Raw genomic sequence first — 15,871 nt, 5'->3', positions numbered from 1 at the left:
CCAGCCCGCCCGGCGGTCAGAAATTGGTGTCAATGGGTTCGCGCCCGGTCGCCATGTTCGGAATGGCGTCTGCCCCTTCCTGTTCCATGGCAGCGCCCCTGTCGGAATCGGGAATGAGGTTGGGCGAGGGGTAGAAGGCTTTGGGCTGGTTATCGGGTACGGCGGCGGGGGTTGCGTGGGTTCTAAACCACGTGGCCACCTGCTGCGTAACCTGCTCGCCCAACGCTTGCGCCACGCGGCCGCGAACACTTTCCATGTTCAGGGCCAGTGCAAAATACTGTTCGTAGGTGTTTGTGTACCCATCCAGCGTTTGGGTGTACCCTTGCGCGACCAGTTGGGGGGCCTGTTCAATTGTCATCAGCCGCCAGTGCGCGGTGGCCAGCATACGGGTCCGCCCGGTGGTGTTGTCACCATGAATGTCAATGGCTTCGGCACTAAGGGTGGGCAGGACGACAAGCTTGTATTTGTGTGGGTCTTCCGGCCCATCGGCTGCCATCTGGCTTTGGAGTGCAAGCCGGAGTTGCTGGCCAAAACGCTCTGGAATATTGGCAACGTAAATGTCCTGCAACTCGGCGGACACATCAACCGCCCCCTTTTCCTCCCCGTATAATGGCTTGAACCCGCACCCGCTGAGGAGCAGTGGGGCTGCCATAAGAGCGGTGGCTGCCAGTGTGGCCTTGCCGAGGGATAAAAGGGAGCGGGTCCGGGTCATCAGCCTGCCGTTACAAAGTTTACAATGCGGTTGGGCACATGCACGCGTTTGACAATGCGTTTGCCCTCCAGAAGCCGCGCCACGTTGGGTTCGGCTTCCGCCCGTGCCAGCACGGCGGCGGGGTCTTCATCGGGCAGGGCTTCTATGGTGCCACGCAGCTTGCCCAGAATCTGCACGGCTATGGTGACCTGCGTTGCCGCCAGCAGCTCTGGCAGGGGGGTGGGCCATGCCTGTGTTGCGGCAAGGCCCGCACCGGGTTCCAGACCTGCAAACATTTCCTCGGCCAGATGGGGCATCATGGGCGCGCAGAGCAGGCACAGAATGTGGGCGGCTTCGCGCCGGGCAAAGTCCATGCCTGCAACACTGGCGGTTTTTTCCGCATCCGCCAGAGCGGAGGTCAGTTCGTGCAGGCGGGCAACCGCCACGTTAATGGCAAAGTTTTCCAGCGCTTCGGTGACCGCGGCAAGGGTGCGGTGGGTGGTGCGGCGTAGCGCGTCCGCCTTGCGGTCTATATCTGCCGGGCAGGGGGTGTTGGCAGGCACGCTGGCGGCCACGCCACACACGGTGCGGAACAGGCGCTGGGCAAAGCGGGCGGCACCGGCCACACCGGCTTCGGTCCATTCCATATCCCGCTCGGGGGGGCTGTCGGACAGAACAAACCAGCGGGCTGTATCGGCCCCAAAACGCTCGATAATGGCAACAGGGGCCACCGTGTTGCGCTTGGACTTGGACATTTTTTCCACCCGGCCCACAGTTACGGGGTCGGTGGTGCCGCGCTTGACCACACCTTCGGGCGTGCGCTCCACTTCCTCGGGGTACAGCCAGTGGCCTGCGCTGTCCTTGTAGCTTTCATGGCTGACCATGCCCTGCGTAAACAGGCCCGCAAACGGCTCATCCACATTCAGGTTGCCGGTGCGGTGCATGGCGCGGGTAAAAAAGCGGGCGTAGAGCAGGTGCAGAATGGCGTGTTCGATCCCGCCAATATACTGGTCCACGGCCAGCCAGCCATCGGCGGCTTCGCGCACGGTGGGGGTGGCGGCGTGGGGGGCGGTAAAGCGGGCAAAATACCACGAACTGTCTACGAACGTGTCAAACGTGTCGGTCTCCCGCGTGGCGGGCTTGCCACAGCATGGGCAGGTGGTGTGCTTCCATGTGGGGTGGTGGTCCAGCGGGTTGCCCGGCCTGTCGAAGGTTACATCCTCGGGCAGCGTGACCGGGAGCTGTGCATCGGGCACCGGCACAGCGCCACAGGTGGGGCAATGAATAACCGGTATGGGACAGCCCCAGTACCGCTGGCGCGAAATGCCCCAGTCCCGCAGCCGCCAGTTGACAACCCCTTGGCCCACGCCAAGGTCCTGCAACCGCGCAATGGCGGACTTGCGGGCCTGTGCGGTGGTCTGCCCGTCCAGAAAACCGGAGTTGATCATGGTGCCATCGCCCGCATAGGCGGTGGTGGTCACGGCAAAGTCAGCCTGATCCTGCCCTTCGGGCAGTACTACGGGTATGATCGGCAGGGTGTATTTGTGCGCAAAGTCCAGATCGCGCTGGTCACCCGAGGGGCAGCCAAACAGCGCGCCCGTGCCGTAATCCATCAGCACAAAATTGGCGATCCAGACAGGAAAGCTCTTGTCCATGAACGGGTGGTTCACGCGCAGCCCGGTATCAAACCCGCGCTTTTCGGCGGTTTCCACAGCTTCGACCGATGTGCCAAGGCGGCGGCATTCCGCCACAAACTCGGCAGCCTGCGGGTTGCTTTGGGCGACCCACTGGGCCAGCGGGTGGTCGGGGGCAATGGCAAGGAAGGACATGCCAAACAGCGTGTCCGGACGGGTGGTGAACACTTCCACCGCGTTCAGGTTGGTGTCCAGCCCGGCAGGGGGTTCGTGCAGCGAGAAGGTGAGCTTGGCCCCTTCGGAGCGGCCAATCCAGCGTTCCTGCATGGTGCGCACGCGCTCGGGCCAGCGGTCGAGCGTTTTTAGCCCGTCCAGCAGGTCCTGTGCAAAGTCGGTAATGCGCAGGAACCACTGGGAGAGCTGTTTTTTTTCAATGGGCGCGCCAGAGCGCCAGCCCTTGCCGTCCACGACCTGTTCGTTGGCCAGCACGGTCTGGTCCACCGGGTCCCAGTTCACCCAGCTTTCGCGCCGTTCCACCAGACCTGCCTGCATGAAGTCCAGAAACAGCTTCTGCTGCTTGCCGTAATACTCGGGCAGGCAGGTTGCGATCTCGCGGTCCCAGTTGAGGGAGAAGCCCAGCCGCTGCAAAGTCGTGCGCATGGCGGCAATGTTGGCGAGCGTCCATTCCTGCGGGTGTACGCCCCGCTCACGCGCGGCATTTTCCGCCGGTAGGCCAAAGGCATCCCAGCCCATGGGGTGCAGCACCGCAAAGCCGCGGGCGCGCTTGTAGCGGGCAATAACGTCGCCTAGCGCATAGTTGCGCACATGCCCCATGTGGAGCTGCCCCGAGGGGTAGGGAAACATTTCCAGCACATAATATTTGGGCTTATCCGCCGGAGGGACATCGGGCACGGTAAAAATATCGGCTTGTTCCCACGCCTTCTGCCACTTTGGCTCAACTGCGTTAAAGTCATAGGAAGGGGATGGGCTGGAAGGCTGGGACATGGAATTTGGATCTACGCTTGCAGGCTATAAGGAAAAACTAAGGACAAACACGGCCAGGGCCGGGGGTGTTAGTCCTGATTGCCGTTATCGGCGCGGAGTTTGCGCGCGCGGGAGAGAATGCGCGTGGCAATGTCGGACGCCGTGTTGGGGGCTGGTGGGGTATCCACCCATGTGCCGTCCTGTTTGAGCTGGCGGAACACGCTCAGGCGCAGCGCATCCGAGCGCAGGCGGCGGTCCAGCACAAAGGCGGTAATCTTGAACCGCTCATCATGTGTTGCGGGGGGGGTGTACCAGTCCGTCAGGATCAGGCCGCCTTCCGCATCAGCCGTGGCGATTGGCATGAAGGAGAGGGTATCCAGCGTTGCGCGCCACAGGTAGGCGTTTACGCCGCCTTTCAGGCTGGCTTCCCCCCCGGATGCGCCGCGGTCTTCAACCAGCAGGTGGTTCTGTGGGGCGGTAATGCCATTGTGGGAGTGGTCAAAGAGTGAGCACGCGCTGAGCATGCTGACCCCGGCCAGAGCTGTGGCGGTGGTCATCCATTTGCCAAAAGGCATGGGGTGGGGGCGACTTGCAGCGGCATGGCTGGGCATGAGACGGCGAAGCATGGCGTTGATGTGGCTCCTTGGCACTTGGGTATCCGTCTTTCCCGGTCCGCCGGATAAAAAAGAAGTCAGGTCTGGCTGGCGGCACAGGTGTTCCTGTCCGTCTTCATATCCTTTCAACTCTTTTCCGCCAAGCGTCTGCGTGGCCTGTCTGCTCTGGTGTGGGGGTGTGTTGCGCGCTCAGGGTTGGGGCAGGTGGAGCGCGTGGCAGAGTTTTTGCCGCATAAACAGGGGCAGGTAGGCATAGTGCCCCTCTATGGCGCAGGGGGTGAGCGGGGTTTGCAAACGGTGCAGCCGCTGGCGGTAATCCTGCGCTAAAGACTGGTGGCCCAGCATGTTGGCCGCGGCAAGGGCTGGTACCAGAATGGCCGAACGGTCGGGGGAGGTGGCTAGAATGCCGCGTGCGTGAAGCAGGGTTTCCTCATACTGGTCTGCCAGAAAACACGACAGAATAAATTCCTGATCCGGCGCACTGAACTGCGGCATGGTGGAGACCATGCTAAAAAAATCGGTGTAAATGCGCGCTGCGGTCACCGCGTCTCCACGGCACAGGGCGTCCAGCCCATCGGGCAGGGCCAGCATGCTTGCGGGGGAATCGGTGGGCAGGCTCAGGTGCATCTGGGCAAGCAGAAAGCGCGCCTCGTCTGGCTGGTTGGCGTAAAACAGGCCGGTGCTCAGCAGGTAGCGGGTGGCGCGATTGCCGGGGAACAGGGCAAAATTCTGCTTGAGCATGGTAATCATGGGGCGGATGGCGTCCGCCACGGGCACATGCCATTCATCATACATGCGGATGAGCAGGTAATGCGCGCGCACAAACAGCAGGAACTGGTTTTCCGGTGCGCGTTTTTCCGCCTCATTCAGCAGGTGTTCAATGGTGTGGTACAGGCCTGCATCGGCGCGCATGCTCAGGGTAAAGGCCCGCAGACCCAACCCGAAGGGGGAAAGCTCGGCTACGGGAATACTGGCCATTCTGCGCGCTTCAGTCTTGAACAGGCTCAGAATCAGTATGGCGGCAAACCGGTTGGACAGGGCGCGTAAGGTGGTGGGGGTCAGGGTAAGCCTGTGGCCCCATACGATCGTGTCGTTCAGGCGGGTGTCAAACGCCTGCAAAAGACATGTGAGTGCCGACCCGCTCCCCCCGGTTATGGTAATGCCGATGAGAAAATCCCACCGCCCCCGTGCGGGGAGCGACGGAAAAGGCGAGGCGGCAAAATGCTCGGTCTGTACGCTTACGTCCAGTACGCCGTGCATGGCCAGATCCAGCCCAAGCTCGCCACGGAACTGTTCGGCCAGAGCCACGGTTTCCGTGTTGTTCTGCTGTTGGGTGCAGGCCAGAAACACCGTGGCGCTGAGCATACACCCGGACCCGTCTGCCACTGTCTGCGCGGGATGCGGTGTTTGGGGCAGCGTGTGCGCGGCCGCCTGTGTGTTCTGGAGGTGTGTCGCCCGTAGCTTTGCAATCAGGCGCATGGTCTCCTGCCCCGGTGTGGTGGCAATGGCGTCCTGAAAAGTGCGGAGGCAGGTTTCCGCACTCAGTAAGGCAGTCCCTTCCTCCTCGCTGTGCATGGCGGCCAGAATGTTGGCGCGCCATGCGCCCTCGTTTAGCGGGTTCAGGCGGAGCAGCCTGCGCGTTGCGGCCATGATTGTGGCGGGGGTGGGGGCGCTGGCCAGCAGGGCTTCAAGCTGTGCAATTTTGTGGTCAAGCAGGCGGTTACGTTCTTCCTCCAGCCATACGGCAAAGCCGGGGTCCACCGCGCTCAGGTCCTCCAGCAGCGGGGGCAGGGGGTCGGGCAGGTCCATAACCGTCTGGGGTGTGGCGCGCAGCACATGCTCGGTATCAATGTCGGTCAGGTTGGGGCGTATGGCCAGTGTGTGGCGCTGTACGTCCAGGACTTCCGGCCCAAGGGGGTGGAGAACGTCCATCAGCCGGTGGATTTCCTGCCTGAGGGAGGCGCGCGCCTGTTCGGGCGCACGTTTGCTCCACAGTAGTTCGGCCAGCCGTGTGCGGGCGACAGGCCGACGGTTGGACAGGGCCAGAATGGCCAGAAGTGCCTTGGTTTTGGTGCCCGTGGGTAAAAGCGAAAGCCCCGTGTTAGACAGGACGCGCATGTGCCCCAGCAGAAAAATGTTGAGCAAGGGGCGGTCTGGTTGTGCGCCTTTATCTGTGGGGGGTGCGTGCATGGGCAGATGGGTCCGTTGGTTACCAGTAGTTGGTACCGGTCACGAACATTAAGATCATTCACGCCGGTCAGAAAAAATTATTTTAGTAATCCCCTGTAAAAAGAAGGTTTTAGCAAAAAGTAAACTTAACAGTTATGTAATATTTTAGGGTGTGATGGCAATACAGGAAAGCCCCTGTTGGCGCAGGGCAGAGCATATGGTGTCGGTCTGCCCTGCGGGCAGCCCCGCAAGCCGTGTACGCCATACTGGCGCACGCCCGGCGGGTGTGACCTTTTCCACCCGGTTCTGGGCGTGGCTGAGTGCGGGGGAGGACTGCCGGGCGAGGGCTATGGCATGCATGGCCCGCACGGGTGTGGAAAAAGCCCCGATCTGAATAACAGCGTTACCCGTAGCCCCCGCAGGCCGCCAGACAATGCCCGAACCGGCAAGGGGGGCGGAACTGACAGCCCGGTACGTGTCGGGCTGGTAGCTTGCGGGCTGGAGGTCGGAGGTGTCCGCTCCCTGTGGGGTGGGGCTGTCCGCTCCGGCGGAGGGCGGGGGCAATGTGTCATCCTCCATAGGGGGGGCGCTGGCCGGGCCATAGGGTTGGGGGGTGTTCTGGACCACCTGCACCGGGGCCACCTGTTCTGGCGCTAACGTTGGCTCGGACTGTACGGGCAGGGAACTGGGGGGTACGGGGTCGTTCAGGTGGGGGGTAATGGCGGCCATGTAAGTGCGGGCATAACCGGGCAGGGGCGCCCCGCGTGAGCGGTGGTTTTCCATGCATTGTGGTCCGCAGTTATAAGCGCCCAGAAAATCGGGCGAGCCAAAACGCTCGTAGAGTTCGTGAATATAGCCGGTAGCGGCCATAATATTGTCGTGCGGGTTATAGGGGTCGGAGCCAAGGTGGTAACGCTGGGCCAGCTCGGCGTAAGTGTCCGGCTTGATCTGCATAAGCCCGACCGCGCCGTGTACCGAGCGTGTCAGATGCCCGTTTATGTACTGGTGGCCCCCCGATTCCTGCTGCATGACAGCCCGGATCCATGACTGGGGAACGGAAAACCGGTCCGAGGCTTCGTGAATATACGGCCCCCACGGATTAAGGGCCGACCCCGGCGCATTGTACGATGTTTTGCCCGGCCCCGCGCAGGCGGACAGCACAGCCAGCCCGCCCAGAGCGATAAGGGAAAAGGCCCTGCGCCAGACACGCTGGTCCGCACAGGTAAAAACACGTAGCAGCATAAAGCCCATGGTGCCCGTTCGGGCGGGCGGATGCAAATGGTCCTGCCGTGCAGGGGGTTACCCTGCCGGAGTTATTTGCCGCGCTGGCGCATGCCTGCTGTTATGTCGTTCATCAGGTTCGGGTTTGTGCGGCGGATCTGGCCCGCGCGCAGCACACTGGCGGCGGTATAGCGCGGCCGGGTTGTCCAGTTTTCCAGAAACTGGAGATCGGACAGGGTTTCTGGCCCATGCTGCCTCAATGTTTTTAGGGCGGCGGGGGTAGTAATCCCTGGCGTGGTGCCGGGTTTACGCAACATAATGATAAGTCCTGTTCGTTAACTGCTCTGCTCTTGACTGTTGCACAAGAGTGCCACTGCGCATCTGGTGCGCGGTCTTAGAACACCGACAATGTGTCAATTTCAAGCATTAAGCGGCTTTGTCATAAAACCATGACAATAAAAGAAATAACTCTTTAATTCTGTTAGGTTTTTTTTGTCGTGGCCTGTAAAATTTCCGTGCCCAGCAGCTCCAGCGCGGTGCGTAGCGAATCATCTGGCATGTCGGGCAGGGTGCAGGCGGGGGCGTGGTTTTTGCGCGCAGGCTGCCTGCGGCGTGTGCCCGCCGTGGGGTCCTGCACAAAGCGCAGCCGCGCCACCAGTGGCTCCCCGCACCATGTGTTAATCCGCGCCATAAGCATGTCCGCCTGATGTTGCAGTTCCATGGCAACCGGCCCTGCGCAGGCAACGGTCAGCGTGGCGGCGCTCAGCCTGTGGGGGGTGGTCACGGCGGCATGGGCGGGGCCTACAATATCTGCCCAGCGGGCAAACAGCATGGCCCCCGTGGGGGAGCGGCGGCGGAAGGCAGGGGCGGTCACGTTGGGCAGCAGGGCCGCCAGTGTAAGGGCCTTCATGACCCGGCGCGGGGGCGGGGCCTCCTCCTTTGCCCGTGCACGGGGGGCGGGCTTGCGGGGGGGGCTGGCCTGCCTTGCGGGTGCTCCCGCCTTGCCCGAATGAACTTCCTTCGCCATAACAGCCTCCGTGATTACGCCACCCGCCCACGCCCTGCTGCACTGGTATGACAGACACCGCCGTACCCTGCCATGGCGGTGCAGGGAGGGGGAAACACCCGACCCGTATCGGGTCTGGTTGAGCGAGATCATGCTTCAGCAGACAACGGTCAAGGCTGTTGGGCCGTATTATCTCAGATTTGTGGAAAAATTTCCAACTGTTCAGGCGCTGGCCGCCGCCCCGCGGGATGATGTGCTGGCCGCATGGGCCGGGCTTGGCTACTATTCCCGCGCGCGCAACCTGCATGCCTGCGCGCAGGCTGTGGCGGCTCTGGGCGCGTTCCCCCGCACAGTGGAGGGGCTGCGCGCCCTGCCCGGTATTGGTGCGTACACCGCCGCTGCTGTAGCCGCCATTGCCTTTGGCGTGCCGGTTGTGCCGGTGGATGGCAATGTGGAGCGCGTAACCGCCCGGCTGTACAATGTGCAGGCCCCATTGCCTGCGGCGCGCAAAACGCTGGCGCAACTGGCCAGCGGGCTTAATACGGATGCCCCGGCCCGCGCCCGCCCGTCCGATTTTGCACAAGCACTGTTTGATCTGGGGTCTTCGTTGTGTTCGCCCCGCCAGCCAGCCTGTGGGCTGTGCCCATGGCAGGATGTGTGCGCGGGCCATGCACAGGGTACTGCGGCCACATTGCCGCGCAAGGCCCCCAAGGCCGAACGCCCCGTGCGGTATGGCGTGCATTTTATGGTTATGGACGCAGCAGGGCATGTGCTGCTGCGCAAACGGCCAGAAACCGGGTTGCTGGCCGCCATGACCGAACTGCCCGGCACAGACTGGCGTGCCGCACCCTGGACCGAGGCCGAAGCCCTGACCCATGCACCCGTTGCCGCCCAGTGGTGCAACGCGGGTGCTGTTAAGCATGTGTTCACGCATTTTACGCTTAATGTGGTGGTTTACGCGGCGCGTGTGGCGCGTTTTTCCAATCAGGATGTCGGGGAAGGGTTTTTGCTGCCTGTGGCGCAGGCCAAAACCGCATCCCTGCCATCAATTATGCAAAAATGTATGTCAACAGGATACGACTTCCTGCATCGTGCATGAATTCAAAGGCGGTGTTGGCACACCCGGCCAACGGCCCTTTGGGTCGGGCTATAAAAAAGAAATAAAGAGGTTGCATGGTTTTCCACCATATTCCGCCACAGGCCCAACAGTCCGCTCAGGGGCAGCCGCGCGGTGGCAGGCCGGGTGTGCTGCTGCTTAACCTTGGCACGCCCGAGGGTACGGGGTACCGCGCCGTGCGCGCCTATCTGTCCGAGTTCCTGTCTGATCGGCGGGTTATTGAAGGCTCGCCCCTGTTCTGGCAGCCTCTGTTGCAAGGTGTGATCCTGACCACACGGCCCAGCCGCAGTGGCCGCGCCTATGCCCGTGTGTGGGACGCCGAACGGAACGAAAGCCCGCTCCGCACCTACACCCGCCATCAGGGCGAAAAACTGGCCGAGCAGTTTGCAGCCGATGGCGTGCCCGTGGCGTGGGGCATGCGCTATGGCCGCCCTTCTGTTGCGCAGGCGCTCCGCTCGCTTATGGAGCAGGGGTGTGACCGTATTGTGTGCCTGCCGCTGTACCCGCAATACAGTGCGACCACCACAGCCACGGCCAATGACCAGTTTTTTCGGGTGTTGATGAAGCTGCGTAACCAGCCCGCCGTCCGCACCGTGCCATCCTTCCCCGATGATCCGGATTTTATTACCGCCGTGGCCTCCTCCATCCGCGAGGAGCAGATGCACGCGGACCGGCCGTTCCAGATGGTTGTCGCCTCCTTCCACGGTCTGCCGCAGCAATATGTGGACAAGGGCGATTCGTATCTGGCGGAATGCACCCGCACTGTGGCCGCCCTGCGCGCCGAACTGGGGATGGACGAGACCACCCTGCCCATGACCTTTCAGTCCCGGTTTGGGCCAACCAAGTGGCTGGAGCCGTACACAGCCCCCTTTATTGCGGCGCTCCCGGCCAGAGGGGTCAAACATATTGCGGTGGTCACCCCCTGCTTTATGGCCGACTGCCTGGAAACACTGGACGAAATTGGCCACGAAGTGCGCGAGGAGTTCCTTAAGGCGGGAGGCGAGTCCTTTACCCTTGTTCCCTGCCTGAACGACAGCCCAGCCAGCATCCGCCTGCTGGAAAAACTCGCCCGGCGTGAACTGCTCGGCTGGCTGTAACCCGCAGCCTTACCCCACCTACAGTGCTGCGCGTGGCGCCTTGGGCCGTGGGAGGGGTGTTTTATCGGGGAACAGGCAGCTCTGCTGTGCCGCGCACCGCCAGCATTCGGGCTTGCGCGCTTTGCACACGTAACGCCCTTGCAGAATGAGCCAGTGGTGGGAATCGCGCACCATGGGGCGCGGAATCCGGGCTTCCAGCTTTTTTTCCACAGCTTCCACCGTGCGGCCACGGCCAAGGCCGGAGCGGTTGGCCAGCCGGAAGACATGCGTGTCTACCGGCACTGTGGGCTGGTCGAACGCCACATTCAGCACCACGTTGGCGGTCTTGCGCCCAACACCTGCCAGTTTTTCCAATTCTTCGCGCGTGCCGGGAATCTGCCCGCCATGCTCGGCCAGTAATTGGCGCGAGAGTTCAACCACGTTTTTGGCCTTGTTGCGCCATAGCCCGATGGTGCGGATCAACTGGCCCACCTGCTCGTCCCCCAGTGCGGCCATGGCCTGCGGGGTGGGGGCGGCGGCAAACAGGGCTGGAGTGACACGGTTGACCGAAGCATCCGTTGCCTGAGCGGACAGCACAACAGCCACCAGCAGCGTAAAGGGGGTGGTGTAGTGCAGTTCCGTCTGTGCATCCGGCCATGCGCGGGACAGATCGGTCAGGAACAGGTGGACTTCTGCCTTTGTCATATCACGCGGGGCGGTCTGGGCGGGCGTGCTGGTGGGGGCCGCTGCCGCAGCTTTTGCACGGGGTTTTGGGGCGCTTTTTTTGGCCTGCGCGTTGGCTTTTGTGGCTCCGCCCGCCGGGCGGGTGCTGGTGGTTTTGCCGGTTTTGGGTGCGCTTTTGCCGCCTCCGCTTTGGGCGTGCGGGTCCGAACCGGCGTTGCCCGGTGCAGCAGGTGTGGGCGTGTTGCGCTCGGGCACTGGGCCGTCCTGCGCAGGGGCGCTGTGTGTGGCGGAGGGGCTGGTCGGGCTTTTGCGCGGGGTCTTGGGGGGCATGGGGCTTGTGTATCGCAAAGGGGTGGGGGGTGCCATTTTTCCAGCGGTGGCGGATTTGCGCAATATCGCGCCTTCACGATACAGACTGAGCACCTGCCCCGCCGGTGCGGACGAATACGCTTTTTTCGGATTTCTGGTTCATGGTCACTTCTGCCTCGCGCTCCTCCTCTGCTGCGCGCAAAACATCCCTGTTTGTTGATGTGCTGGGTTTTGTCATCCGCCTGTGGCTGGCTTTTCCCCTGCCTTTGGCCGTGACCGTGATTACGGTGTTGCTGGCGACTTTGGCTGATGTGCTTATGCCGTTGGCTGCGGGCCGTCTGGTGTCCGATGTGGCGGAACCGGCCAGCCAGTCCGCGCGGCTGCACGATGCGGAGTGGATGGTTGCCGCCCTTGCGGCCTGCGGGTTTGGCAGTGTTGTGGCCAAACGCTACGCCTACCTTGGTATTACGCGGCTGACCACGCGGGTCATGCAAAAAATCGGCACGGAGTCGTTTGCCCATGTGCAACGCCTGAGCACGGACTGGCACGCCAACACCTTTGCAGGTTCCACCGTGCGGCGGCTTACGCGCGGCATGTGGGCGGTGGATATGCTGGACGACACACTTCTGCTCATGCTGCTGCCCGAGTTCTGCCTGCTGGTGCTGACCACGCTGGTGCTGGGCTGGCACTGGCCCGCCATGGGGGCCATGCTTGGGGTTTTGTCCGCGCTGTTTGTCGCACTTTCGTGCATGCTAACGCTGCGTTATGTGGCCCCTTCCGCACAGGCGGCCAATGCGGGGGACAGCAAAGTGGGGGCCGCCCTTGCCGATGCCATGACCTGTAATGCGGTGGTCAAGGCGTTTGGGGCGGAAGCGCGCGAGGAGGCGCGACTGGCCAACACGCTGGACCAGTGGCGCACGGCAACCGCACGGATGTGGATACGCGGGACCGATAGCGCCAACATCCAGTCCGCCGCTGTGGTGGTCATGCGCCTGTCATTGGCGGCGGCTGCGGTCTGGTTGTGGTGCAATGGCCGTGCGGGACCGGGGGATGTGGCCTATGTGCTGACCATGACCTTTCTGGTGCAGGGCTACCTGCGCGATATCGGGCAGCAGGTCTCGGTCGTGCAGCGCTCGGTGAACGAAATGGAGGAACTTCTCCTGCTGTGGCGCACACCCGCAGGGGTGGCGGACCCCGCACACCCTGTTGACCTGCACGTAGCGCACGGGGCTATCGCGTTTGACCACGTGACTTTCCAGTATCCGGGGCAGCAGACCCCCCTTTTTACCGACCTGTCAGTGCAGATTGCGCCGGGGAGCCGTGTGGGGCTGGTTGGGCCTTCGGGGTCTGGTAAATCCACCTTTACCAAGCTGCTTTTGCGCCTTTACGCACAAAACAGCGGGCAGGTGCTGATTGATGGCGTGGACACGGCCACCGTGCGCCAGTCCGACCTGCGGCGCCAGATTGCTCTGGTGCCGCAGGAGCCTATTTTGTTCCATCGCTCGTTGGCCGAAAATATTGCCTACGGCAAGCCAGACGCCACGCCCGAGCAGATTGCACAGGCCGCCCGTCTGGCCAATGCCGCGGAGTTTATAGAACGCCTGCCCGAAGGCTACGCAACACTGGTGGGGGAGCGGGGCATTAAACTCTCGGGTGGGGAGCGCCAGCGCGTCGCCATTGCCCGCGCTTTTTTGGCCGATGCCCGCATACTGGTGCTGGACGAGGCCACGGCCAGTCTGGATTCCGAGTCCGAGGCACAGGTGCAGGAGGCCATGGAACGGCTGATGGATGGCCGCACGGTGCTTGTTGTGGCGCATCGCCTGTCCACCGTGGTGGGGCTGGACCGCATACTGGTCTTCGACCACGGGCGGATTGTAGAAGACGCCCCACACGCCCAACTGGTCCAGCAACAGGGCGGGCTGTACCAACGCCTGTATGCTTTACAGACGTTATAGGTTTTTGCTGTGTATTTTAGATTTTTGTCTGGATGGTAGGGAGGCTTTGGCGGAGGGGAAGTCCGCCTAACCCACGCCCCATACCGTTCCATGGCGTTCCAAAAACCATTGGTTTACCAGCGCATTACGCCCCTTTCCGTCCACGGTTGTTTCTGGACGTTCCCCCACATTCCATGTTTTAAGGGGGGTAATAAGAGGGGTAAAAGACGATGAGCCGACTCCCACCCAACCGACTGACAGCCTTGCAGGCATCCAAACACAAAAATGGCGGCCTATGTGACGGGGGCGGTCTCTGGCTTATGGTGGTGGGAGGGTCCCGCATTTGGGAGCTACGCTTCAAATCCCCCATAACAGGCACCCGCCGCCAGATGAGCCTTGGCAGTGCGCACAGTCTATCCTTGGCCGATGCGCGGGTGCGGGCTTCTGAGTGCCGTAAGGTGCTGGAAAGCGGACTGGACCCCATTGCAGAGCGGGAAAAGGACAAGGCCATAATCCATAATTTCGACAGGGCACGGCATTCGTAGAAAGCAGAACTCTTTTCCAGACCGTCCATGGCTTGAGATGTGCGTTCGATAGGAGGTTTCTTTTGAAAGTGCGTGCCGATCCTCCCAGTCATTCGGTATCATCATTCTCACCCGTGCTTTTCCTCAACCGCACCCCAGCCCCACCACCGTTTTCAGCAATGAACTCCACGCCTGCGGTCTCTAGAGCTGTGCGAATGGCGGACAGTGTGGACTGGCGAGGGGCGACTTCTGCCAGTTCGATACGCGCAATGGTACGTTTAGGGAGGCCGCTTGCGGATGCCAGATCATCCTGCGTTAAGCCTATCAAGGCGCGGGCTGCTCTAATCTGGGCGGGGATAATGTCATTATTGATGACTTTTTCTCTCGCATCCATAAAATGACAATGTCATCAATGGGGACACCTCGCAAGAGAGCTTAAGCGACCGGATGGGGAGCTACTACCTTCCCGCACCCGGCCTAACCACAACCGCGCTTATTTTAACGACCCCAGCCGTTTCTGCGCGCTAAGAGAAACAGAATTTCGGCATCTTCCAGCGTTGGAATTCTGGCTTGTCCCCGAGCTGGCTGCATACGTCCCTCATGACGCCAAATAAAGCGATATCCTCCAAGGTTTTCTTTACCATCTTCATAAATGACTTTTTGCAAACACAACTGCCAATCACCCTTGAGGTGCTCGGGATGAATAACTTCTTCTAGAATGCGTACGTCCATTTCTCACCATTTAGGAATCAAAGTGACATTATGATAATGACTACTTCGTAGTCCGCTGGAATCAAGTTTTTAAATTTTGTCCCACCGGCCTTCGAATTTAGTATCAATATACCGAGAGGGATCTACCCAATAAAGCGGTCCATTAGGGTCTTGCTTCATGCGCTCAATCACGTCCTGCCGGTTCAGCAAAAAACATGTTGGCGTCTCTGAACGCACATTGATGGTAATCGCCATCCAATCGAACGGGAGACTGTCTGGCCCAGTGATATCCGCGCCAAGACTGACAGCGGCTTTGCTGCTAAATGCACGAGATTGGATAAGAAAAGGGGAACTGATTCCTTCTTTCTTAACCTTAAGTAAAGTAGATTGTTTTTGAGTTTCTGACGCAGGCAAAACTTCCCAGCCCCGGCGCGCCAACTGCCACGCAATGTAAGCCACACCAGCTTGGGCTGTTCGAGCTTTGTTGCTCAACCGTTTGTATCCTTCCTCAACCTAACTCCAGCCCCATCACCCCCGCCATTCTCAGCAACAACTTCACTTTTCTTTTGCTCTTTGGGGTGTGGGAACGGGGGCTGCCGGTGCTTTCAGATCGGAGCCATCGCGGGGAATAAATTTTGCTTCGGGAATACCGGAATCTTCACGCAGCTTCTGTTTTTCTTTCTCGCGCTTCCGTAACGCTTGAGCGGCAGGCCCCAGCAGACGGACGCCTGTCTCTCCAACGAACTCGACCCCCGCTGCCTCCAAGGCTGTGCGGATGGCTTCGATTGTACGGGAATAAAGGGGTTCGCCACGTTCTAAACGAGTAATCGTCGTGGGAGAAACATTGGCAGCAGATGCCAAATCACGCACGCCCAGTTGTAAGGCGGCACAATGACCCCTCTGGAACGTGCAGCTTACTCTCTGAACTGGCAGGCCGACCACCAACGCCGCGTTGCCGTGATCTGTGACGCCCTGACCGATTACCTCAGCAACAAGGCAGGTGGCCCCGATAGCGGGGACGCAGACCTGTGCGGAGGGGTGGCCCTGTTCCTGTCGGCTTATATCCGGCATGGCGCAGACGTGGCCGCAGAAGACGCCAAGCACGCGGAGGCTGACTTCAGCTTGTCATATCGTGTTGCAATACCTCTGAACTGTTTAAGTCTGGCGAAGAAGCGTTCGATGATGTTTCGTTTTTTA

The 15,871-nt window shown here is 61.1% G+C and carries 16 protein-coding genes and 1 pseudogene; 5 read left to right on the top strand and 12 right to left on the bottom strand.

Annotation, left to right across the window (positions count from 1 at the left end; all coding sequences use genetic code 11):
* Positions 1 to 16 precede the first annotated feature (16 nt).
* The 7 genes from AABE20_RS04620 to AABE20_RS04590 all read right to left on the bottom strand — a co-directional run bounded on the left by AABE20_RS04620 (position 17) and on the right by AABE20_RS04590 (position 8,340).
* Positions 17 to 712, bottom strand: coding sequence for a hypothetical protein (locus tag AABE20_RS04620; protein ID WP_338332069.1), 696 nt, complete (start codon positions 710 to 712; stop codon positions 17 to 19).
* Positions 712 to 3,330, bottom strand: coding sequence for a leucine--tRNA ligase (gene leuS, locus AABE20_RS04615; RefSeq protein ID WP_338332068.1), 2,619 nt, complete (start codon positions 3,328 to 3,330; stop codon positions 712 to 714). Before leuS ends, AABE20_RS04620 begins: the two co-directional genes overlap by 1 nt.
* A gap of 68 nt (positions 3,331 to 3,398) precedes the next feature.
* Positions 3,399 to 3,935 carry a DUF3576 domain-containing protein gene (locus AABE20_RS04610; protein WP_338332067.1) on the bottom strand — a complete coding sequence of 179 codons (537 nt, stop codon included), beginning with the start codon at positions 3,933 to 3,935 and terminating at the stop codon, positions 3,399 to 3,401.
* A gap of 177 nt (positions 3,936 to 4,112) precedes the next feature.
* Positions 4,113 to 6,113, bottom strand: a complete 2,001-nt coding sequence (locus AABE20_RS04605) for an AfsR/SARP family transcriptional regulator (RefSeq protein ID WP_338332066.1) — start codon at positions 6,111 to 6,113, stop codon at positions 4,113 to 4,115.
* Between the two features lie 144 nt (positions 6,114 to 6,257).
* The gene (locus tag AABE20_RS04600; RefSeq protein ID WP_338332065.1) at positions 6,258 to 7,334 is read right to left on the bottom strand and encodes a transglycosylase SLT domain-containing protein; all 1,077 of its coding nucleotides are present in this window, start codon (positions 7,332 to 7,334) and stop codon (positions 6,258 to 6,260) included.
* Between the two features lie 71 nt (positions 7,335 to 7,405).
* Complete coding sequence (locus AABE20_RS04595) at positions 7,406 to 7,630, bottom strand: hypothetical protein (RefSeq protein WP_338332064.1); 225 nt, start codon at positions 7,628 to 7,630, stop codon at positions 7,406 to 7,408.
* Positions 7,631 to 7,794: 164 nt separating this feature from the next.
* Positions 7,795 to 8,340, bottom strand: a complete 546-nt coding sequence (locus AABE20_RS04590) for a DciA family protein (RefSeq protein WP_408740695.1) — start codon at positions 8,338 to 8,340, stop codon at positions 7,795 to 7,797.
* Between the two features lie 10 nt (positions 8,341 to 8,350).
* Here AABE20_RS04590 and mutY point away from each other — a divergent pair, with 10 nt between their 5' ends.
* Positions 8,351 to 9,418 carry an A/G-specific adenine glycosylase gene (gene mutY / locus AABE20_RS04585; protein ID WP_338332063.1) on the top strand — a complete coding sequence of 356 codons (1,068 nt, stop codon included), beginning with the start codon at positions 8,351 to 8,353 and terminating at the stop codon, positions 9,416 to 9,418.
* A gap of 74 nt (positions 9,419 to 9,492) precedes the next feature.
* Positions 9,493 to 10,533, top strand: a complete 1,041-nt coding sequence (gene hemH, locus AABE20_RS04580) for a ferrochelatase (protein ID WP_338332062.1) — start codon at positions 9,493 to 9,495, stop codon at positions 10,531 to 10,533.
* Between the two features lie 18 nt (positions 10,534 to 10,551).
* On the opposite strand, the gene nth is transcribed toward hemH, so the two are convergent.
* Positions 10,552 to 11,217 carry an endonuclease III gene (gene nth, locus AABE20_RS04575; protein WP_338332090.1) on the bottom strand — a complete coding sequence of 222 codons (666 nt, stop codon included), beginning with the start codon at positions 11,215 to 11,217 and terminating at the stop codon, positions 10,552 to 10,554.
* A gap of 449 nt (positions 11,218 to 11,666) precedes the next feature.
* Here nth and AABE20_RS04570 point away from each other — a divergent pair, with 449 nt between their 5' ends.
* Together AABE20_RS04570 and AABE20_RS04565 are read left to right on the top strand one after the other, a co-directional pair.
* A complete protein-coding gene (locus AABE20_RS04570; protein ID WP_338332061.1) occupies positions 11,667 to 13,460 on the top strand; it encodes an ABC transporter ATP-binding protein in 1,794 nt (597 codons plus the stop codon).
* 209 nt (positions 13,461 to 13,669) lie between these two features.
* The gene (locus tag AABE20_RS04565; protein ID WP_338332060.1) at positions 13,670 to 13,984 is read left to right on the top strand and encodes an Arm DNA-binding domain-containing protein; all 315 of its coding nucleotides are present in this window, start codon (positions 13,670 to 13,672) and stop codon (positions 13,982 to 13,984) included.
* A gap of 88 nt (positions 13,985 to 14,072) precedes the next feature.
* Here the strand turns inward: AABE20_RS04565 and AABE20_RS04560 are convergent, their stop codons facing one another.
* The 4 genes and pseudogenes from AABE20_RS04560 to AABE20_RS04545 all read right to left on the bottom strand — a co-directional run.
* Entirely contained in the window at positions 14,073 to 14,357 is a 285-nt protein-coding gene (locus AABE20_RS04560) for a helix-turn-helix domain-containing protein (protein ID WP_338332059.1), read from the bottom strand.
* A gap of 104 nt (positions 14,358 to 14,461) precedes the next feature.
* Positions 14,462 to 14,695 (bottom strand): hypothetical protein, encoded by a 234-nt coding sequence (locus tag AABE20_RS04555; protein ID WP_338332058.1) that lies wholly within the window; start codon positions 14,693 to 14,695, stop codon positions 14,462 to 14,464.
* A gap of 69 nt (positions 14,696 to 14,764) precedes the next feature.
* Positions 14,765 to 15,166 carry a hypothetical protein gene (locus tag AABE20_RS04550; protein WP_338332057.1) on the bottom strand — a complete coding sequence of 134 codons (402 nt, stop codon included), beginning with the start codon at positions 15,164 to 15,166 and terminating at the stop codon, positions 14,765 to 14,767.
* A gap of 195 nt (positions 15,167 to 15,361) precedes the next feature.
* Positions 15,362 to 15,619 (bottom strand): annotated as a pseudogene (locus AABE20_RS04545) (hypothetical protein); the annotation flags it as partial.
* Here AABE20_RS04545 and AABE20_RS04540 point away from each other — a divergent pair.
* Positions 15,566 to 15,871: hypothetical protein (locus tag AABE20_RS04540; protein WP_338332093.1), on the top strand; the 306-nt coding region annotated here is incomplete at its 3' end. The pseudogene AABE20_RS04545 and the gene AABE20_RS04540 overlap by 54 nt on opposite strands.

The sequence above is a fragment of the Acetobacter zythi genome (genome assembly GCF_963921165.1).
In the GTDB taxonomy this organism is placed as follows: domain Bacteria; phylum Pseudomonadota; class Alphaproteobacteria; order Acetobacterales; family Acetobacteraceae; genus Acetobacter.
Note: the sequence above shows the minus strand (reverse complement) of the source record. Positions and strands in the feature narration are given on the sequence as shown.